Here is a 20938-nt window from a genome sequence, read left to right as displayed (position 1 = left end):
CCCTGAAAAGACCCTCCGTCCAGTGGCCCTGGCATGGGCTGCTGGCGCTGATCCTGCTGGGCTTGGCCATCGGATTGTGGGTGGCGACCAAACGCGTGAATTACGAGTGGCGCTGGGCGCGCGTGCCACAATATTTCTTCTATCAGGCTGAGGACACCCAAGCCGCGCCGGTAGCTGGAACGATCAATAAAATCAACCCGAATGGGGCCTACAGTCAGGTCGATATCACGCCTGCCAACGGTGGCCAAGCGGTTTCGTTGACCGTCGAAACCGACACCCTAAAAGTCAAAATCGGCGATCCTGTGGCCGAAGGTGATGGCATTGGCGCACAACGGCACTGGAAAATCGGGCCGCTGTCGTGGGGATTGTGGGTCACCATCTGGATTTCCTTCGTTTCCGGCTTGATTGGTTTGTTTATCGGTTTGATCACCGGCTTATGTCGGCTGTCGCCCAACCCGGCCCTGCGCGGTCTGGCGGTGTTTTATATCGAGCTGATCCGCGGCACTCCCCTGCTGGTGCAGATTTTTATTTTCTATTTCTTCATCGGCACGGTGCTGAATCTGGATCGAATCGTAGCCGGCATAGGCGCCTTAGCCCTGTTTGTCGGCGCTTACACTGCCGAAATCATCCGTGCTGGCATCCAATCCATCGCTAAAGGCCAAACCGAGGCGGCGCGCTCACTGGGTATGACGGCAGCACAGACCATGACTCACATCGTGCTGCCGCAAGCGCTCAAGCGCGTACTCCCGCCGCTGGCTGGCCAATTTATCAGCTTGATCAAGGACTCATCACTGGTTTCGGTGATTGCTATCACTGATCTAACGAAGAGCGGCCGGGAAATCATCACCTCCAGCTTCGCCACGTTCGAAATCTGGTTCACCGTAGCCCTGCTGTACCTGGTCGTCACCTCCTTACTCTCACAGTTGTTGTTCTGGCTCGAACGGAGGTTCGCCCGCAGTGATTAAGGTCAATAATCTGGTCAAGGTGTTTTCAGGCCGAGGTAAGCCAATCCGTGCGGTGGACAACGTATCCACCCAGGTCAGCAAAGGCGAAGTGGTCGTGATCATCGGCCCATCCGGTTCTGGCAAATCGACTTTTCTACGCTGCCTCAATGGCTTGGAAGCCTTCGACGACGGTCAGGTGATTATCGATGGCGTGGATTTAGGGGACAGTAAAACCAATATCAACATCGTGCGCCGTGAAGTGGGGATGGTGTTTCAGCACTTCAACTTATTCCCGCACAAGACTGTCTTCGAAAACGTCACGCTCGCCCAACGGATCGTCCGCAAGCGCACTGCCGCAGAAGCAGACGCTAAAGCCATGGCCTTATTGAACAAAGTCGGGATCGCCGAAAAAGCACCTGAGTATCCTTCTCGGCTGTCGGGTGGCCAACAACAGCGGGTCGCTATTGCCCGTGCGCTGGCCATGGACCCAAAGGTCATGCTGTTTGATGAGCCGACCAGCGCGCTCGACCCGGAAATGGTTGGCGAGGTGCTGGACGTAATGCAGCAATTGGCGCGGGAAGGGATGACCATGGCGGTGGTGACTCACGAAATGGGCTTCGCTCGTGAGGTCGCCCAGCGCGTTCTGTTCATGGATGCTGGCAAAATTTTGGAAGACGCCCCGCCTGCCGAGTTTTTTACCGCGCCTAAAGAACCCAGAGCGCGAGCCTTCTTAAAACAGGTGTTGTAAAGTTAGGCGTTCGAGTCAATCCTACCAGCCGATCAGGCATGGACGCACTGGTAACGGATCACATCAGCAGCATCGTCTGCAACCGCGTGTCCCAGGCAAATGCAACCTCGATCATGGAGAGTAAATTCCTCACGCCGGACCAAAAAGCGGGAACCGTTCTCCAGCAGCAAATAGGTCCCATTCGTGCTGTGATCGATCAGGATAAATTTACCTTGCCGAAATTGGATATCGGCGTGACTGCGGGATACCATCTCTTGATCAACAACCAAACTATTGCGATTACCGCGTCCTAAGCTGAAAGCTTGCGCGCTCGGTTCGATTTCAATTTTTTCACCGCGATACTCTAGGAACAGACGTGCAAATAGCAGGCTGCGCACCTCCTCTTGTTGGCGGGTGTTGACCATTTGGGTAAGGCCAGAACCCTCCTCCTGCCAGAGGACTTCGAAGATTTCCATTTCATCCTGCTTACCCCTTACCCACGCCTGACCGAGATTACGGGTGGTTCGCTGCAATTCCTCCGGCAGAAAGTCAATCGTTTCCCGAGTCGTAATAATCTGGTCAGCCTTAGCCTGAGAAACCATACGAGCAGCCAGATTCACCGCGTCACCGAACAAATCATCCTGCTCCACCAGCACCCGACCATGGTGCAGACCGATTTTGATGGAAATGATCAGCTCGCTTAACGCTGGGTCACTTTTGACGGTTTCCTGCATCCTACAGGCGGCGTTCACGGCATGTTCCGCATCCGGAAAGCGGCTCATGATCTCATCGCCGATGGTCTTGATGACGGTGCCGTCAAATTGCATGGTTTTGGCTGAAAGCAAATCCAGAATATGGCTTTCGATCTGCCGAGCCTGAAAATCACCATATTTTTCAAAAAGATGAGTACTGCCACAAATATCGGCGAACAGGACAGTTGCCGCCACTCGCTGACGCGATGCCGATTGATCATCCAAAACGGACACCAGGGAACTCAGATCCCCTACTGCGGTTTCCGCGTGGTCCTGAGAATTTTGCTCGTTAGAGGCCATCATACCCGTGAGCCTGTAACTCCTCGACCAACCGCAACGTATTCGCCCGCGCGATTTGCCCGTAGCGCCGCTCGAAGTGATCTGTGAGGAAAAAGGTCGGCTGGCGACCTAAGAGGCGCTGTAAGAACCGCAGGAGGCCGGCAAAATATTTTTGATCGCTGGTTTGGGGACATTCGGCCCTAATCTGCTGGCCATCCCACGCGAACTGCTCCCAGGGTAACCCAAAGCTACAAAGATCAATGTCGGTTATCAAGCGCGCATCCGCCTGGCCGGGGATATCGATATGCGTGGTCGCCATGATCAGATCGCTCACTCGTCGCGCAAACATTGGCTTGGCACAGCCCGCCGCACATCGGCGAAACAGTTTAACACTGCGCAATTCATTGTCTTTGGCACCTGGAACGTAAATCGCGTCGTGGAACCAAAGCGCCATCTCAACGGTATCCGGGTTTTCCACCAAGTCGGACGCTGGATCGAACTCATCCAGGCAACGCCGGATGTGGTTAAAACTGTGATAATGGCGCTGAGGTTCAGCGTAAAGCACTCTTAAGCGCGCATAAACCGTGGATGCCGCCGCCGAATCCGGGACAGTGCGTCCCCACAGTGCCACGAACCGCGCTTCATCGCGGGCCGAATCATTGGCCAATCCTTCAGGCAACCCAATCATCGGTTCCCCGCTACAAAATCCTCAATCAACCGCCATGCCATGCTCATCGGGCTGGGTAAGCCGGGTAAGGCATCGGGTGAAAACCAGCCGACATCAATGATTTCCCGGCCATCCGCCCGCAAATCCCCCTCGGCGTAATCGGCAGTAAAAGCGATCATCAGCGAATGGGGAAATGGCCAGGATTGGCTGGCAAAATAGCGCACATTGCCGACCCGGATATTGACCTCTTCCCACACTTCCCGGCAGATCGTCTGCTCCAGTGTTTCACCCGCTTCCACAAAGCCCGCCAGGACACTGTAGACGCCGGGCGCAAACCGTGCTGCCCGCGCCAACAGAATTTGTCGCTCTCGCACCACACGGACCATCACCACAGGCGACAGGCGGGGATACGCCATCGAGCCACAAGCGACGCAATGCCGGGCGCGCTCGTCGGCTCGCCGCTGGGTTGGGGCGCCACAACAACCGCAGAATTGATGGGTACGATCCCACTCGATCAACTGCGCCGCATGGCCAGCCACGCCCAGCCGCGCGTCATCCAGACGCGACCATAAAGCGCGCAGACTTTCAAACTTCATCCCCGGCGGTGGCGTACCCGGCTCTACTTCGGCGGCATGACAGGGTTGACCATGCAACAACCCCAAGTAGAGGCGGCGCATCGTCGGCAGCTTGGCAAACGGCCAGATCGCGGCGACGGGTAGCTCTACTCCGTCAGTAGTGGGCCGCACCAACAGATTGCCACCGGCGAACACGAACCACTGAATCGGCTCTGACTCATTGGCTGCCGGCAGCAAGGCAGGCTGAAACTCGTTGGGCAACAGCAACATGGGATCAGGCAACTTGTAACAGTGCGAGCAACCCTTCCAACAATTGCATGGGGTTCGGCGGACAGCCCGGAATATGCAGATCAACCGGGATCACGGCGGAGATACCTCCCACACAAGCGTAGCTACCGGCGAAAACCCCGCCATCCCGCCCACAATCGCCAACTGCCACCACCCATTTAGGGTCCGGGGTCGCGCGATAAGTTCGTTCCAACCCTTCCCGCATGTTGGCGGTAACCGGTCCGGTCACCAATAAAACATCGGCATGGCGCGGTGAAGCAACGAAGTGAAAGCCGAAGCGCTCAAGATCATAAAACGGATTATTGAGGGCGTGGATCTCCAGCTCACAGCCATTGCAGGAGCCAGCGTCCACTTGACGTATCGCTAAACTGCGACCGAGCCGTCGTCGTGCCGATTGATCCACTTTTTCTGCCAATTCCGCCAGCGCTACTGCGGAAGGCGGTGGCGCGGCAACCGTTAAGGGCAATCGCAGCATATTTTGGAACAAGAGCTTACGCATGGTGGCGGAGTTTAGAGATCATGCCCCGAATAGGAGCAGTTGAACGATTTATTGCAGAGCGGAAAATCTGCCACGATGTTGTTTTCGATAGCAGCTTCCAGCAATGGCCACTGGAACCAGGATGGATCACGCGGATGGCAGCGCGCCACCGTGCCATCGGCGTTCAGCCGCAGCCAGACCAGCACATCGCCACGAAACCCTTCGACCAGCGCCATACCCTCACGGATCTCACCGGGTCGCTGAATCTCCGCCTTTATAGGCCCCGTTGGCAATTTCTGCACAATCCGCTCGATCAGGGTCAGGCTCTGCTCCACCTCGCGAATGCGCACCCAGACCCGCGCATTCACATCGCTGTCGGTCAAGACCGGTGACTCAAAGTCAAGCTGATCATAAGGCGGGTAACCAGGCTGACGACGAGCGTCAAAGGCTCGACCTCCGGCCCGGCCGATGACACCACCGCAACCGAATTGTTTAATCAAGGCTGGTCGGACAAAACCGGTACTGACTGTGCGATTCTGCAACGAGGCCGTGTTGTCGTATAGATCAATTAAAGGCGGAAAGCGGTGGCGAAATTCGGTGATCAGCTCACGCATCGCCTGAATCCCGTCCGGTGACAGATCGGCGCTAACACCACCGGGTACGATGCAATCCATCAGCAAGCGATGGCCGAAACAGGTCGCGCTGGTGCGCAACACCCGCTCGCGCAGCACCGAACAATGAGCGAGCATCAACGCGAACGCGGCATCGTTGCAAATCGCGCCAATATCACCGCAATGATTGGCCAGTCGCTCCAGCTCCGCCATCAATGCCCGCAGCCAGTGCGCGCGTTCGGGAATGACCGTTTCGGTTGCCGCCTCGGCAGCGCGCGCAAAGGCCAGACCATAAGCAACTGTGCTATCGCCTGAAACTCGGCTCACCAATCGTGCCGCCCGTTCCAGGGGCATACCGTTCAACAAGGCTTCAATACCCTTGTGGACATAGCCCAACCGTTCCTCTAACCGCACCACCGCCTCGCCGTTCGCCGTAAAGCGAAAATGGCCGGGTTCAATGATACCGGCATGGACTGGCCCTACTGGAATCTGATGCAGACTTTCCCCCTCGGCCGGCAAAAACGGATACGGGGCTAATGAGCGTGGCGGTATCGAAGCGGTACCAAGAGGATACGCTAGTGGCCAGCGACCATGATCCAACCACGGCCGCCCATCGGACGCATCGGTCGTTTGCAAACCGACCAAATCGGTGATGCTGCGCTCCAGACGCTGGGCGGGTGGATGGCGGCGACCCACTGAGGGAAACCGCCCGTCTGGACAGGGCAAACTGGCGACACTCAGGGTGCCGCTGGCCTCTTCGTATACGGCCAGATGCACGACACCGGGTTCTCCCCATAAACCCAGTAGGGTCCATGCTCCGTTTGCTAGTCCCTGAATTAGCTCATGCCAAATTTCCGAGGTGATCAGTGCACGCGGCCAGGGGTGGTGATTAGGAAAAGACTGCCCAAGCTGTAAAATATTTTTTATCCCAGAAGCATGTTGGTTTTTTGCATTATTCATGAGCGCATCCATTCAATATTTATTTTCTGTTAAACTGGGAGGAATATAGGTTCCTTTCTCTATAGAACGCTTGATAATTATATTGGCTCTCTCTTGATTAGGATAATTTAACCCTTTACCTGTATGATACCATCCTGTGATTTCTTCCAAGGTGTTTTTTCTTTCAGCAAGATTTTTTAAGACCAATACTTGAGAGCCGATATTAAACAAGACCGACAATAGTATTAGCGCAAATATAATCGGTTTTCTTGAAAAAAACCTTGGCCATATCTCTATAATCGCACAATACATAGACACAAGAAAAAGGACGGAAAGAATTTTATATCGAGAAGAAAGAGCTTGGTCAACGCCAAAATCTACTCTTCCTATAGCTATCAACAAGGCCGTTAATAAAATAAAAACAGATAAAAGATAGTTTACTATATTTTTTTGGTAATACCTCAAATAAGTAATATAAAAAAATAGAATCAATTGTAGTAACCCAACTAAAATAGTGAGTGGTTTACTGGGTTCCATATATGAACCAAGAAACATTAAAATATATTGGCTAAACAGAACATAATTTGATAGATTTCTAAAAAAAGAGCGATGAGGATCAGGAGATGTATAATCCTTCAAATAGAAGAAACATAAGAAAAGTATCGCAATTACTAAAAAAGATAATAATTTTAATCGACTAAGAAAAAAGCCACTGGTATGATTTTTATAATCAATAATGATTTGTGCTACCTCCCAAAAAAATATTATAAATAATACCAATAATCCATTTGCGCTAGTATAAGCTGCTAATGCTCCAAAAAGCACAGCAGCAATACGGCCTAGATAGTTCCCCTTATCCCATAAATAGAAAGACAGAAAAGCAAATAAAAGTATATAATAATTTTGTAAAGATCCTGTAGTCCAAGTAATATTTTCCCAACCTTGAGGCTGAAAAATCAAATAGAGAATTGGAATAAATAAAACGATTTCAGTTGATCGGGATTTAAATAAGTTAAAAATAAAAAGAACAAGTAACAAAAGACCTAGATTCCCAAAAAAGACTAAATGCCGAAAATTGATCTCACCAAATAAAAAATAATATCCTTCAACCACTAAACGATTCCAAAAAATTCTATGCTCATTATGCTGATTAAATAGTCCTTGATACCTGGCAGAGTCAGCCTGATTTAAATAAGCCAATACAGTATCGTAATCATCCCAATAAGGAATATTTTCGCTAAAATAAATAACAATAGAAATATAGAACGCAATCGGTGCAACCACTAGTAAAAAATATAAAAGCGAGACTTTTTTAATCACTAAGCTCTTTACCAAGTTCATCAAAACTCTCTCACCCCAACAAAACCGCGACATGGTGGAACCAGACCACCAAGGGTCCCGGCAGCCAGATACCGGCCAGCAATACTAAACCCAAATGGATGAGCATCGGCCAAATACTGGCTTTAATCGGTACAGCCGGCGCATTATCCGGGACTCCGAACGCCAGACCGTGCAACCGCCATAGCAGGGTACCAAAGGCAAGCAGCAAACCAATGACCAGCGGTAATGCCAACCACGGCTGGCGAGCAAAGGTCGAACTCACCACCAGAAATTCACTCATAAACACCCCGAACGGCGGCATTCCGGCAATGGCGACCACCCCCGCCACCAACCCCCAGCCCAGCAGCGGGTGGGTCGCGGTCAATCCGCGAATCGTCGATATGCGCTGAGTGCCTTTGACTTGGGAGATATGGCCGACGGCGAAGAAAATCGCTGATTTGGTCAGGCTGTGCATGGTCATGTGCAGCAAACCGGCGAAATTGGCCAGCGGCCCGCCCATGCCGAACGCGAAGCTCATGATGCCCATATGTTCGATGGACGAGTAGGCGAATAGCCGCTTGATATCACCCCGTCGGTAGAGCATCAGCCCGGCGAACAGCAACGACAGGAGGCCGAGCATGATCATCAGCGGCCCCGGTGCCAGCGCTGACGGATTGGCACTCATCAACATCTTGAAGCGCAGCACCGCATACAGCGCCACATTCAGTAATAAACCCGACAGCACCGCCGAAATCGGCGTCGGGCCTTCGGCGTGGGCATCGGGCAACCAGGCATGTAAGGGCACCAGACCGGCCTTGGTTCCGTAACCGAGCAACAAGAATACGAAAGCCAAATTGAGCAAGGCCGGATCGAATTTGCTGGCATGGACCAACAATCGATCCCAGGCCATGGCCGGCAAGCCCTGACCCATCACCGGCTGCGCCGCCAGATAAATCAGGATGGTACCGAATAAGGCCAGCGCGATGCCAAGGCTACCCAGAATGAAATATTTCCAGGCGGCTTCCAACGCAGCTGGAGTCCGGTAGAGGCCCACCATCAGCACCGTCACCAGCGTCGCCAATTCGACCGCTACCCACAGCAAGCCGATGTTGTTAGCGAGCAACCCTAGATTCATGGCAAACACCAGGGCCTGGTACATCGCATGATAGAAGCGCAGATAATTGGGGGTCAGCTTGCCGGTTTCCAGTTCGTGGGCAATATAGGTGGCGCTGAAAAGACTGGTGGTGAAACTGACGAAATTATTTAATACGATCAGGTAGATATTAAAATCATCCACCTGTAAATACAGATTTGTCTCAGGGCGCGCCCAGATCAGGGTAACTGCGGCAAGCAGGCTAACCAGCGTCGCGGCGATACTCAGGCGCGCCCCACGCCGATAATCAGCCGGCCGCAACAGCCCCAGCCCGGCGCCAGCCGGAACCACCAACAACAATGTCATCGCCAGAGCGCCTAACGCACTCATTTGCGCCGCCCCTCCCGGAACGTATCCATCGCCTGCATATCGACGCTATCGAAGCGCTCCCGGATGCGGAACAGGAAAACACCGATGACAATTAATGCAATCAGCACCGAGAAAGCGACACTGATTTCCACCACCAGCGGCATCCCCAATGCCCCGGCAGCAGCCAACACCAGGCCATTTTCCAGTGACATAAAACCGATCACCAGGCTAATCGCGTTATGGCGGTTCACCATCAACAGCAAGCCTAACAAGACCACTGCCAAGGCAAATGCCAAATCCTGGCGCGCCAGCGCGTTCGAGCCTTCCGTCACCGGCAACATCACCATGATCGCCAACGCCACCAACGCCGCACCGGCCAGCATATCCCGACCGACACCACCGACCACTTCCAGGGTGCGGTGGATATCCAGTCGGCGGACGATGCGATGCAACGCCGTCGGAATGGCTATCGCCTTGAACAGCAGTGCCACGACTGCGGTTACATAGAGATGGTGGGCATCTTGCAGGTAAGCTTGCCAACCCACCGCCAGCGCCAGCGCCAGTGAGTGCAGGGCGAATACATTCAACAGGGCGTAGACCCGATCCTGATACAACAGTAAAAAGCTCAGCACCACCATGCTACCGGCGAGCGCGTGGGCGATATCGAACGCCAGACTATGCATCACAAGCTCCGTGATACGAACAGCAACAGCGCGCCAAGCAAACCCAGCATCAGCGCCGCGCCCAGGAATTGATCAACCCGGAATACCCGCATCTTGGCGATACTGGTCTCGAACAGCGCCAGCAATACCCCACCTGCTGCCAGTTTGGCGATGTATGCGACTAAGCCGATTAGATAAGCGTTCAGCCCGGCGCCGGCCATCGCCATCCCCCAAGGCGCGAAAATACAGCCCAGCAACGACAGATACAGTACCAATTTAAGCGCCGAACCCAACTCGATCAGCGCCAGATGGCGGCCGGAGTATTCAAGCACCATCGCTTCGTGGACCATGGTCAATTCCAAATGAGTGGCCGGATTATCCACCGGAATACGGGCATTCTCGGCAATCGCCACGATCACCAGGGCCATCAAGGCCAAACCCAGCGACATCCGTAAGCCGACGTGGGCGGTCATCATAAAGTGAGCGACCGCCGACAGTTCAGTAGTACCCGCCAGCAACGAGAGGGTGAATACCATCATCAACATGGCCGGCTCAGCCAGGGAAGCGATCATCATTTCCCGGCTGGAACCGATGCCACCGAAGCTGGTACCGACATCCAGCCCCGCCAGCGCCAGAAAAAAGCGCGCGGTGCCGAGCAACGCGACAATGGCGATCAAATCCGCCGTCCAACTAAACGGCAAGCCACCGGCGAAAGTCGGCACCAGCGAGGCCGCTACCCACAACGCGGCGAAGATCAGATAGGGCGCTACCCGAAACAGCCAAGAAGCGGAATCAGCCAAAACCACGTCCTTGCGCAGCAGCTTGGCCAGATCGCGGTACGGTTGCAGCAGCGATGGCCCGCGTCGGCGCAGCAGCCGTGCCTTGACCCAACGCACCCAGCCGGTCAATAGCGGCGCCAACAGCAGGACCAGGGCCATCTGGTAGCCCTGCACCAGATAGTCGATCAGCGCCATAGCACCATCCCCAGCAGCAGCAAGATCAACGCCCCAAACACCAAACTCAAATAGTGGCGGATGGTGAGGTATTGCAAGTAATTGAAACGGGTCGAAATCATCACCACAGCACCCGCCAGTGGCTCGTAGAGACGCTCCCAGATCGGATCATGCAGTTCCACCTCCAAACGCGCCGATTTTTGATCGCCCGGCGGCGGCATCGTGATCCGTTCACGCGCCTGGAACACGATGCTGCCAAAGACCCGGCGAATCGGTTGGGCAAAGCTACCGGCGGTGTACTGAGTCATCGGACTGGTTTCGGGAAAACCACAATCCCAAGCCGGGCCGCGCCGGGTGGCATCGGAGGCGAAGCGATGAATCAACCAGGCGGCAACGGCGGCCGATAACACCATAAACAGCAACAACAGCAACCCGTTATAGGAACTCTTTAACGGCCCTACCGGCACCAGGGTCAACCAGGGCTGGCTGTGTTGGGAGGCCAGTCGGGCGCCACCGTTAAGCAAACCGACCACCGGGGCCAAGCCGTCTATCACCAGGCCCGGCAAAATTCCCGCCACCAGGCACAACCCCGCCAACACAAACATTGCTGTCAACGAATAGCGGTCGGTCTCGCGCGCCTGTGCAGCGACCGGCGAACGTGGGCGACCCAAAAAGGTGATCCCGAAGGCTTTAACGAAACAGGCAGCCGCCAATGCGGCGGAGAGTGCCAACAATGCACCGACCGCCGGCACAAGAAACTTGAGAAACCACTGCGGTAATTCCGGGCTGATTAAAATCGCTTGAAAAGTCAGCCATTCCGACACGAAACCGTTCAGTGGCGGCAATGCTGAGATGGCTGCCGAACCGATCAGAAAAGCCAGCGCAGTCCATGGCATGGGGTGAATCAAACCACCCAGGCGCTCCATATCTCGCTCGCCGGTCGCGGCTAAAACTGCACCCGTACCAAGAAACAGTAAACTTTTAAATACCGAGTGGTTAAGCACATGAAACAGGGCAGCGGTTAGGGCCAGCGCTGCGTTGAAGTACATCAAATTGGCTTGAAACGCCAAAGCCAACCCCAAACCGATGAAGATAATACCGATGTTCTCCACCGTGTGATAAGCCAGCAAGCGCTTGAGGTCGTGCTGCATCAGCGCATACAGCACACCGAGTACGGCGGTGATGCCGCCAACGGCCAGCACGACCCCACCCCACCACCACAGCACCGGTTCGCCCAACAAGTCGAAGACGATGCGGATGAAGCCATAGACCGCGACCTTGGTCATCACGCCGCTCATCAGCGCCGAAACATGGCTGGGGGCGGCGGGATGGGCCAGCGGCAGCCAGACGTGCAAAGGCACCAGGCCGGCCTTGGAACCGGCTCCTAGCAGAGCGAGCGCGAGCACCAGCGCCGACAAACCCGGCGTCATCTGGTTACCGCGCATGGCGGCGAAATTATAGCCTCCGTCAGGGCCGGCCAGCAGGCCGAACGCCAGTAGCAGAGCCAATGTACCGAAGCAGGCCATCACTAGATACAGATAGCCGGCACGGGCGTTGGCGGGATCACGATGATGGGCCATCACCAGCGCCCAGGAGCCGAGTGACATGAACTCCCAAGCAAACAGAAAGGAAAAGGCATCATCGGCCAGCAGCACCAGATTCATACCCGCTAAAAAAGCGGGGAAGAACGGCAGCACCCGTTCTGGTGCGCGTTCGTGCCGACCATAGCCGAGCGCGAACAGACTGGCAACCGCCCCGCCCAAATTGACCACGACCAGGAAAAATGCCGATAGCGCATCCAACCGGAAATGCATCCCCAACCACGGTAGGCCGAAGGGAAGCGTCAGCGAGAAGGCTTGCGGGCGAACCGCCAGGTAGCCGGCCGTTAGCAACAGAAAGACGGTACAGATAACCAAAGTGGTGGCGTAAACGCGGTGGCTGCCTTCTGGGTACCGTGGCGCGACAATGCCATAAGCGCCGACAGCGAGCAGCACAACGGATAAAATCAATAAAAAGGACAACAACATAGCTGTGAAATGTAATTCCGCGAGTACGCGGCAACCCGCGTGATGGAGAAAGATGCAAGCGCCTAACCGGACGCGGCGATCCCCATAGGCTTAGGAGACCTGCGTTCCCGTATAGTCGATAATAATAGCAAAGCTGTCACGTCGCTTCCTGGAACTGTACAACAATCTTTTCATGAAAAACGCCTGTTGGGGTGATCCGGTGTATGATGCCGACCCTTCACCACGCTAGTGGTTTTCCAGGAGGTGTCCCATGAAATCACATATCAAACCGCTGATGTCCTTTCGAGGTCTCCAGTAAGCGCCGTAAAGGTTTCCCGTCTGAAACTCAGGTCAAGAAAGGTGATCGAGTGGTCGGCGGCTGCAAGGAATTATTGGAGAAGCTAGGGCGCAATGACCCTTGCCCCTGCGGCTCTGGGAGGTTGTTTCAAGCGGTGTTGCCTGAAATCAGGTAGCTTTTGACGGATCAGGCCGCAATACTTATATCCGTTAACCATCAGAGGCCTCCGGCTTTTTCGGAGGCCCACCTGCTCGTCAAGAGCAATATTAATCAAGGCAATTTTGATTAGTGCGGTCCTCATGGCACGGATTTTACTCTTTGCAGACTTGAACAGCCCGCTCTATTGAGCACATTGCGCTAGAGCAAACCATCATGACGCCCCCGAAACTCACCGACGCACTATTACGGCTGGAAGGTCCTATAGCCACCCTCACACTTAACCGCGATGACGTGCGCAATGCCCTGACCGGTACTGCGCTAATCACCGATCTCATCGCGGTGGCGGAATGGGTTAACCGTTGTGACGAGGTGTCGGTGCTGGTTATCACCGGAGCAGGTTCGGCATTTTGCGCCGGTGGCAATATTAAGGATATGGCCGAGCGCCAGGGTGATTTTGCCGGTGACGCCGCCGAAGTAGCAACCCGCTACCGGCGCGGCATTCAGCGCATCCCGCTGGCGTTGCAGGCGGTGGAAATCCCCATCATCGCTGCCGTGAACGGTCCTGCCATCGGGGCTGGTTTTGATCTTGCCAATATGGCTGATCTGCGCATCGCGTCCACGCGGGCGAAATTCGGCGAAACCTTCCTTAATCTTGGCATCATCCCCGGCGATGGCGGCGCGTGGTTCCTGCAACGCCTGATCGGCTATCAACATGCCTTCGATCTGACCTTGAGCGGCCGCCTGGTAGACGCCATTGAGGCGAAAGCCTTGGGTATCGTGCTGGAAGTGGTCGAACCCGACCAGTTAATGACCCGTACCAACGAGATCGCCGCTCGCTTCGCCGCTCAGCCCCCGAAGGCTCTGCGGTTGACCAAGCGGCTGATGAAGATGGCTCAGCGTATGGAACTGAAGGATTTTTTGGATCTGTGTGCTGCGTTTCAGGGAATGTGCCATAACGAACCGGAGCATCTTGCTGCGCTGCAACGCGCTATGCGCAAGCCGTGAGTGTGACTGATCAGCGATAACTTACTGTCGTTCCGCTTTCCAGCGGGCGAGATCGCGCCGCCGAACCTTGCCGTTGGCGGTACGCGGCAGGTGGTCGGTGAAAATGACTTCGCGTGGACATTTATAGGCCGCCAGATGCTCGCGGGCGTAGGCTAGCAGCGGCGCAGCGTCTACCCCCTCCGGCTCGTCGGGATCGCGTGGCACAATGAAGGCCGCGATCACCGAAACACCCTCCCGCACCGTCAGTTCGGTGACGGCCACTTCGGCCACTGCCGGATGCTGGCTCAGACAATGCTCGACCTCCAGCGGTGAGACACGGTAGCCCATCGCGTTCATCACGTCATCGTTGCGGCCGTGATAGATCATGTAGCCGTCGGTGTCGAAATGGACCAGATCGCCGCCGAGAAACCACTCGCCGCGATAGACCAACTCTTCCTCATCCGGCCGATTCCAATAGCCGAGCATTAGACCCGGATCGCTGCGATGCACTGCCAACAGACCCGTTTCACCCGCCGGTAACGGCTCCTCACCGCCCTCAATCGGCAACGCCACCACACAGCGGCCTTGCTGGGGCTGGCCGGGGCTACCTGGTTTGACCGGCACACTCGGTGACGACGAAATGTAGGTCGAGCATTCACTCATCCCCAAGGCTTCGTATAGCTCCTTGCTGGTCGTCATCCGCCACTGCTCCAACAAGGCCACGTTCAAAGCCTCGCCCGCCGTCAGGCCATGCCGCAAGCTGGACAAGTCAAAAGCACGCAAATCGGTGTATTTTAAAATCTGCCGGTAAACACCCGGCACGGCGGCGAACAGGGTGGCGCGAAATTTTGCCATCAGCAGCGGCCAGACCGTGACATCGCGTGGGCCGTTGTAGAGCACCGTGGTCGCACCGTTAGCCCAAGGATCGGTCAAGCCGACTCCCAGCGTGTACGTCCAATTGAATGCACCAGCGTGCAGGATCACGTCATCTGGGTGAATGCCATACCAACCCTGGTACATCGGTCGCCTTCCCCACGCCGACCGCTGGGCGTGCAAAACCCCCTTAGGCTGACCGGTGGTGCCAGAGGTGTAGACCAAAAACGCGGGATCATCGGCAGCAGTATCAGCGTAGGCCATCGGCGGATACTTCGCTCGCAATGCCGCAATCTCAGCGGGGCCGAACACCCGCACCCCCGGTGATGGCCTAATCGCCAGTTCATCGGACATGACGATCAGCTGCGCCCCGGAATCGACCAGCAGAAAATCCGCCTCTTCCTCCGTCAATTGCGCTGATGAAGGCAAGGGTACACAACCGGCGGCGATGGCGCCAAAAAACAGCAGCGCGTAATCGCTGGTATTACCCATGCGAATCATCAACCGCTCGCCCGGCTCCAAGCCCAAACCACACAGACCTGCCGCAATCCGCCGCACCGCATCATCCAACTGACGATAGGTCCAACGCTCCGCCTGCTCGATGGGAGCATGAGCATCGGATACCACGATCAACGCAATTTTATCCGGCGTGGTTTGCGCCGCGTTTGCCAGGCAATAGTGGGCCATGTTGAAGCGCGCGGGCGGCTGTGCGCCGGTGTAACCCCGTCGTTCTTCGCTCATAGCGTTATTTCCAGAAGTCCGGCAGGAACAACAACAGCAGGGGAAACACCTCAAAGCGACCGATCAGCATGGCCAGGGACAACAGCCAGGTGGCGGTATCATTCAGCGGCGAAAAACCGACCGCTGTTTCGCCCAAACCGATCCCCATGTTATTTAAGCAGGCCGCCACCGATCCGAATGCCGTCACCAAATCCACACCGGTGGCAGTCAAGGCAAGCGACAAAAAGCAGTAACTGAAAACATAAAGATAATAAAAACCCCAAACCGCCTGCATTACTCGGTCTGACACGGGTTGTGTTCCTAATTTGACCGTAATCTGCGCGGCGGGACGAATGAGTAGCCGCGCTTCACGCACACTCTGCTTGTACAACAACAGAAAGCGGATGGCTTTGATGCCGCCACAGGTCGAGCCGACGCAACCACCGAAAAAGCTCCCCAGCAACAACAGCAGCGGTACAAAGATCGGCCAGTCGGCTGGATAGCCGATAGTGCCCAGTCCATTATCGGTAATGACCGAGGCGGCCTGAAAAAATCCGCGATGAAAGGCTTCCCAAGCTGGAAATTTGCCGCTGAAGTACAGATAAAGACAGGCGGTCGAGATCAGTCCGCCAAATACTGCCATGCAAAACTTGAATTCAGGATCTTGAAAAATGGCTTTCAGGCTGCGGGCACGCCACGCCAGAAAGAAAAGTGCGAAATTGACTGCCGCGACAATCGAGAAAAACCCGGCGACCAGTTCGATGGCCGGGCTGTTGAAAAAACCGATGCTGGCATCGTGGGTCGAAAATCCTCCCAATGCCAAGGTGGCGAAACTGTGGCAGATGGCGTCGAAGAAACTCATCCCCGCAACCCAGAACGAGAGCGTACACAGACCGTTGAGCGCTACATAAATGAACCAGAGATTCTTCGCGGTCTCCGTGATGCGCGGGGTGAGTTTTTCATCCTTCATCGGGCCTGGAGTCTCGGCCTTGTAGAGTTGCATCCCCCCAACACCGAGCATCGGTAGCAGCGCCACCGCCAGTACGATGACGCCCATGCCGCCAAGAAAATTGAGCTGCGCCCGATAATAGAGGATGGCCTTTGGCATAGTGTCCAGTCCAGACAACACCGTACCGCCTGTAGTCGTCAAGCCGGACACCGTTTCAAACACTGCGTCCACTAACCGGACGTGGGGATTTTCCGAGAGCATAAACGGCAAAGCGCCGATCAGTGACAGCAGAAACCAAAACGCCACCACCACCGCGAAACCGTCTCGATTGCGCAGATCGAGTTTGTAACGGCAAACCGGCAACCAACACAATAGACCCAAGCCCAGCATCACCCCCATCGCCTGAGCAAACGGCAGCACGACACTTTGGCCATCGTAATACCAGGCCACAGCCATCGGCGGCAGCATGGTGGCACTAAAGAGGATCATGAGGACGCCGACCATATAGAGCGCCGTTTTGAGGGGCGAACGCTGGCTAACGATTTGCCATTGAGGGTTATTTTGCTTTAGAGGCCAATGGGCCGGCGCTCTAACGGGGGCCGCAGCCGGTTTGGGCGGCTCACTGTCCGGCGATTGTTTTTCGTTCTCCGACGGGTCGAGAGTGGCTTCGTTCATTTTGATGGAACCTTTATTTCCAGAAATCTGGCAGAAACGGTAATAACAACGGCAATAACTCTAGCCAGCCGATCAGCAGTGACCATCGTAATACCAGGCCACCACTCACGGCGGCGGCACGGTTTTGCTGCACAGTTTGTTTTAATTGAGCAAGGATCAATGCAACGTGCCCAATGCCATCGACCCAAACCCGATCACGGATCGGAAGGGACGCGAAAATCCGCTTGAAAGTCGCGCGAATCACCATAATATGATGGATAAAAGAGTATGGTCGCAAAAACCCATACGATGGCTCGGAACCCTGGCGCAGGGCGGCTTTTTTCTGATGATGCCCCGCCAAACCGACCGCTCCTTTTACTGGAGTGCCTCGGCCTGGTTCCTGGAGGCGCGGTCTTGCCGAAACAGGCAACCGCTTTTTCCGCCCACCACTCTATCGCCCACCAAGGAGAATTTCATGTATCTCACCAGCCCGGCGCTGCGCGATCAACAGCCGATTCCTGCGGAATATGCATTCGGGGTCGTTGATCCCAAGAATCATGTGGCGCTCAGTACGAACCGCAACCCACCGCTGGAATGGGGAGGCTTGCCGGCCGGCACCCGCTCGCTGGCATTGATTTGCCACGACCCTGATGTACCGACCCGTGCGGATGATGTGAATCAGGAAGACCGACAAGTTCCGCCCGACCTGCCCCGTGCCGATTTCTATCACTGGATTTTGGTCGATCTGGCTCCCGAACCCGCACGGATCAACGCTGGTGAATTTTCCGATAGCATCACGCCGGGAGGCAAACAAGGCCCCGCCGGCCCGCGCGGTACTCGGCAAGGGATCAATAATTACCGTGAATGGTTCGCGGGTGATCCGGCGATGAGCGGCAACTATTTCGGCTACGATGGCCCCTGCCCGCCCTGGAACGATAGCCTCGTCCACCATTATGTATTCACCCTTTACGCGCTCGATTTGGAGCGTTGTCCAGTCGAAGGCCAGTTTACCGGACCAGAGGTGCTCACCGCGATAGCCGGCCATATTTTGGATCGGGCCAGCCTGACGGTTACCTACAGTTTGAACCCGGCCGTGCCGGCTTGAACGGCAGCATCCCCGCGACCGTAGCACCGGTCCCGCATCGGCGACCTGATATTTTTTCGTTGCCAAACACCCTCGTCGGCCAACCCGGCCGGCTACCGACCAATCAACACCCGTCAAGAGGTCCCAATGAGTAGCGATGACGCTTCAGGAGCTGAAAAACGCCGAGTTAAACGCTGGTATCTGGTCATGTATTTGCGAGTTTACGATCAGGAGACTAACCAGCTACTCGGTCATATCGTCGATATCAACAAGGAAGGGATGCGCCTGGTCAGTGACAAACCTATTCCACTGAACAAAACCTTTCATTTATGGGTAGACATCCCCAAGGAAGATACGCCACGCCAGCGTTTGGAAGTAGAAGCCGAGAGCCTCTGGACAGGCCGGGATATCAACCCGGATTTCTACGATACCGGCTTTCGAGTGCTCAGCATCAACACGCAAGCCCTGGTACAGCTTCAGATTCTCATCGAGGAATTCAAATTCGGTTAAATGCCACTACGAGGCGGGCGCATCCAGCGCCCTCCCCTTATCTCAAACCATCCCGCTATTTGGCCAGATTGATGGAAGGTCTACCCGGCCTCTCAAACACATCCCGATAGCTGGCATACACCGCACCGACCGTGACCGGTCCTAAAACGAAGAAACCTAGTCCGAGCGGGATCGTCGCCAATACCCCCAAAACCAGATAAATCAGCCCAAATATCGTGAGTGGTAGAAAGTTGATCCAGCAAGCAGCGATGCTATCTTGCAAGGCGGGCCAAACCTGCTGGCCTGCCAACATAACCAGCGGTACGCTATAGAAGAATGCCATACCGATCAGGATACAAAGCAGGAGAATAAGCAATAGCGCCAGCAAACCTGCGCCAGCAAAAAGACCCGTCATGGTTTGCGGAGGAATGATCGCACCGGTCGTATCCAAGACACCGCCCAATAGCAAACCGCCCCCCATGAACAGGAACAGTACCAACCCTGCCACTACACCACCCGCCAAGCCGATCAAGCCAAGAACTACCAGCGGCCCCATGCGGTCCTGGTCCTTAAAGCCCTGAAACAGATGCCCAACCTCTAAAGACTGGCCCTGCGCCAGGGCGGCCGCGCCATACAGCATTCCGCCGGCCAGCACCGGCCCCAACAGGACCGAAGCCAAGGTGCCAACGAAGGGGATGAACGACAAAACGATGCTGATGGCAAAATAGATCAGCATGATGACCAACCAGATTCCCGGCGCTTTGACGAACAAGCGCCAACCCTCAACGATCCAGCCCCAGCCGCGACCGGCCTCCACACGCATTGCCACCATAGCCCACATTCCTTCTCGTTCGGTTAAAGCGCCTCAAACACGCCGGCGGCGCCCATGCCGGTACCGATGCACATCGTGACCATACCGTATTTTTTACCACGACGGCGTAGCCCATGAAGCAAGGTGGCAACTCGAATCGCACCGGTCGCGCCCAAGGGATGACCCAGCGCAATGGCGCCACCCAGTGGATTGACCTTGGCCGGATCGAGTTTCAGTTCGCGGATCACGGCCAAGCTTTGAGCAGCGAACGCCTCGTTCAGTTCGATCCAGTCGAGATCAGCCTGTGTTAATCCGGCTCGTTCCAAGGCTTTTGGAATCGCGGCAATCGGGCCAATACCCATAATCTGCGGTGGCACACCCGCCACGGCGTAACTGACAAAACGTGCCAACGGTTGCAGGTTCAACTGCTTGACCATCCGTTCACTCATCAGCAATACCGCCCCCGCGCCGTCGCTCATCTGCGAGCTGTTGCCGGCAGTGACACTGCCACGAGCAGCGAACACCGGCTTGAGCTTCGCCAAAGCCTCCAAGCTGGAATCAGCGCGCGGGCCTTCGTCATGTTCCACCACCCGCTCGCGGATTTGCACCTGCATCGTCCGGCTGTCCGGCGAACGCTCGATCACGGTATAGGGCAAAATTTCCTGTTTGAATTCACCGCTCTTGATGGCGGCAGCGGCGCGGCGATGGCTTTCCACCGCAAAGGCGTCCTGATCCTCACGGGAAATCTGCCACTGCTCCGCGACCTTCTCCGCCGTCAGGCCCATACCGTAGGCGATGCCGAGATGCTCCTGCGTGGCAAACACCGCTGGGTTGAGCGCGATCTTGTTACCACCCATTGGAATCAGGGTCATGGTCTCGGTGCCAGCGGCGAGCATGACCTCGGCCTCGCCCAGGCGGATGCGGTCGGCAGCCTGCGCCACCGCCTGCAACCCGGAGGCGCAAAAACGGTTGATTGTCAGGCCCGGCACGCTGTCCGGCAAACCGGCCAGTAACAGACCGATGCGGGCGACATTCATCCCCTGCTCGGCTTCCGGCATGGCGCACCCGACGATCACATCGCCGATCTGCTGGGGGTCCAGCCCCGGACAGTGCGCCAAGACACCACGCAACACATGGGCCAGCAAATCGTCCGGGCGGGTGTTGCGAAACGCGCCGCGCACCTTTCCCACCGGGGTACGCGCGGCGGCTACGATATACGCATCCTGAATCTGTTTGCTCATTCTCATCTCCCCC

At 55.7% G+C, this 20938-nt stretch carries 21 protein-coding genes; 6 read left to right on the top strand and 15 right to left on the bottom strand.

The genetic code is table 11. From position 1 onward, the window contains the following. The first annotated feature begins 2 nt into the window (after positions 1-2). Together BN873_RS04715 and BN873_RS04710 are read left to right on the top strand one after the other, a co-directional pair. Positions 3-965, top strand: coding sequence for an amino acid ABC transporter permease (locus BN873_RS04715; RefSeq protein WP_048671180.1), 963 nt, complete (start codon positions 3-5; stop codon positions 963-965). Further along, the gene (locus tag BN873_RS04710) at positions 958-1692 is read left to right on the top strand and encodes an amino acid ABC transporter ATP-binding protein (RefSeq protein ID WP_048671135.1); all 735 of its coding nucleotides are present in this window, start codon (positions 958-960) and stop codon (positions 1690-1692) included. Before BN873_RS04715 ends, BN873_RS04710 begins: the two co-directional genes overlap by 8 nt. A gap of 32 nt (positions 1693-1724) precedes the next feature. Here BN873_RS04710 and BN873_RS04705 read toward each other — a convergent pair whose 3' ends face one another. The 10 genes from BN873_RS04705 to hyfB are packed head-to-tail and all read right to left on the bottom strand — an operon-like array spanning position 1725 to position 12684. After that, complete coding sequence (locus BN873_RS04705; RefSeq protein ID WP_171820414.1) at positions 1725-2657, bottom strand: adenylate/guanylate cyclase domain-containing protein; 933 nt, start codon at positions 2655-2657, stop codon at positions 1725-1727. Between the two features lie 55 nt (positions 2658-2712). After that, complete coding sequence (locus BN873_RS04700; RefSeq protein ID WP_048671131.1) at positions 2713-3390, bottom strand: HD domain-containing protein; 678 nt, start codon at positions 3388-3390, stop codon at positions 2713-2715. Further along, a complete protein-coding gene (gene nudC / locus BN873_RS04695) occupies positions 3387-4214 on the bottom strand; it encodes an NAD(+) diphosphatase (RefSeq protein WP_071243997.1) in 828 nt (275 codons plus the stop codon). Before nudC ends, BN873_RS04700 begins: the two co-directional genes overlap by 4 nt. 4 nt (positions 4215-4218) lie before the next feature. Further along, complete coding sequence (locus tag BN873_RS04690; RefSeq protein ID WP_048671129.1) at positions 4219-4731, bottom strand: NADH-quinone oxidoreductase subunit B family protein; 513 nt, start codon at positions 4729-4731, stop codon at positions 4219-4221. A gap of 11 nt (positions 4732-4742) precedes the next feature. Further along, positions 4743-6281, bottom strand: a complete 1539-nt coding sequence (locus tag BN873_RS04685) for a hydrogenase large subunit (protein WP_048671177.1) — start codon at positions 6279-6281, stop codon at positions 4743-4745. A gap of 12 nt (positions 6282-6293) precedes the next feature. Further along, positions 6294-7601, bottom strand: coding sequence for an NfeD family protein (locus BN873_RS04680; RefSeq protein ID WP_048671126.1), 1308 nt, complete (start codon positions 7599-7601; stop codon positions 6294-6296). A gap of 10 nt (positions 7602-7611) precedes the next feature. After that, the gene (locus tag BN873_RS04675; protein ID WP_048671124.1) at positions 7612-9063 is read right to left on the bottom strand and encodes a hydrogenase 4 subunit F; all 1452 of its coding nucleotides are present in this window, start codon (positions 9061-9063) and stop codon (positions 7612-7614) included. Further along, a complete protein-coding gene (locus tag BN873_RS04670; RefSeq protein WP_048671123.1) occupies positions 9060-9725 on the bottom strand; it encodes a hydrogenase-4 component E in 666 nt (221 codons plus the stop codon). Before BN873_RS04670 ends, BN873_RS04675 begins: the two co-directional genes overlap by 4 nt. Beyond that, the gene (locus BN873_RS04665; protein WP_048671121.1) at positions 9725-10678 is read right to left on the bottom strand and encodes a respiratory chain complex I subunit 1 family protein; all 954 of its coding nucleotides are present in this window, start codon (positions 10676-10678) and stop codon (positions 9725-9727) included. Before BN873_RS04665 ends, BN873_RS04670 begins: the two co-directional genes overlap by 1 nt. Next, positions 10669-12684 carry a hydrogenase 4 subunit B gene (gene hyfB, locus BN873_RS04660; protein WP_048671119.1) on the bottom strand — a complete coding sequence of 672 codons (2016 nt, stop codon included), beginning with the start codon at positions 12682-12684 and terminating at the stop codon, positions 10669-10671. Before hyfB ends, BN873_RS04665 begins: the two co-directional genes overlap by 10 nt. Before the next feature lie 347 nt (positions 12685-13031). On the opposite strand from hyfB, the gene BN873_RS20790 reads away from it, so the two are divergent. Further along, on the top strand, positions 13032-13136 hold the full coding sequence (locus BN873_RS20790; RefSeq protein WP_082161095.1) for an SEC-C metal-binding domain-containing protein: 105 nt from the start codon (positions 13032-13034) through the stop codon (positions 13134-13136). A gap of 197 nt (positions 13137-13333) precedes the next feature. Then, positions 13334-14125: an enoyl-CoA hydratase-related protein gene (locus BN873_RS04650; protein ID WP_048671115.1), complete on the top strand. Its 792-nt coding sequence runs from the start codon at positions 13334-13336 to the stop codon at positions 14123-14125. 21 nt (positions 14126-14146) lie between these two features. Here BN873_RS04650 and BN873_RS04645 read toward each other — a convergent pair whose 3' ends face one another. The 3 genes from BN873_RS04645 to BN873_RS04635 are packed head-to-tail and all read right to left on the bottom strand — an operon-like array spanning position 14147 to position 17661. Further along, a complete protein-coding gene (locus BN873_RS04645; protein WP_048671113.1) occupies positions 14147-15718 on the bottom strand; it encodes an acetate--CoA ligase in 1572 nt (523 codons plus the stop codon). A 4-nt stretch (positions 15719-15722) separates the two neighbouring features. Then, positions 15723-17321: a potassium transporter TrkG gene (locus BN873_RS04640; protein WP_320411700.1), complete on the bottom strand. Its 1599-nt coding sequence runs from the start codon at positions 17319-17321 to the stop codon at positions 15723-15725. Positions 17322-17334: 13 nt separating this feature from the next. Then, the gene (locus BN873_RS04635; protein ID WP_048671111.1) at positions 17335-17661 is read right to left on the bottom strand and encodes a hypothetical protein; all 327 of its coding nucleotides are present in this window, start codon (positions 17659-17661) and stop codon (positions 17335-17337) included. A 114-nt stretch (positions 17662-17775) separates the two neighbouring features. Between BN873_RS04635 and BN873_RS04630 the strand changes: the two genes are divergently transcribed. Together BN873_RS04630 and BN873_RS04625 are read left to right on the top strand one after the other, a co-directional pair. Continuing rightward, positions 17776-18405 (top strand): YbhB/YbcL family Raf kinase inhibitor-like protein, encoded by a 630-nt coding sequence (locus tag BN873_RS04630; RefSeq protein WP_048671109.1) that lies wholly within the window; start codon positions 17776-17778, stop codon positions 18403-18405. Between the two features lie 126 nt (positions 18406-18531). After that, a complete protein-coding gene (locus BN873_RS04625) occupies positions 18532-18894 on the top strand; it encodes a PilZ domain-containing protein (RefSeq protein ID WP_048671107.1) in 363 nt (120 codons plus the stop codon). 55 nt (positions 18895-18949) lie between these two features. Here the strand turns inward: BN873_RS04625 and BN873_RS04620 are convergent, their stop codons facing one another. Beyond that, positions 18950-19705: a BPSS1780 family membrane protein gene (locus tag BN873_RS04620; RefSeq protein ID WP_139031646.1), complete on the bottom strand. Its 756-nt coding sequence runs from the start codon at positions 19703-19705 to the stop codon at positions 18950-18952. A 23-nt stretch (positions 19706-19728) separates the two neighbouring features. Then, positions 19729-20925, bottom strand: coding sequence for an acetyl-CoA C-acyltransferase (locus BN873_RS04615; RefSeq protein WP_048671103.1), 1197 nt, complete (start codon positions 20923-20925; stop codon positions 19729-19731). Positions 20926-20938 lie beyond the last annotated feature (13 nt).

The sequence above is a fragment of the Candidatus Competibacter denitrificans Run_A_D11 genome (assembly GCF_001051235.1).
Taxonomy (GTDB): Bacteria; Pseudomonadota; Gammaproteobacteria; order Competibacterales; family Competibacteraceae; genus Competibacter_A; species Competibacter_A denitrificans.
Note: the sequence above shows the minus strand (reverse complement) of the source record. Positions and strands in the feature narration are given on the sequence as shown.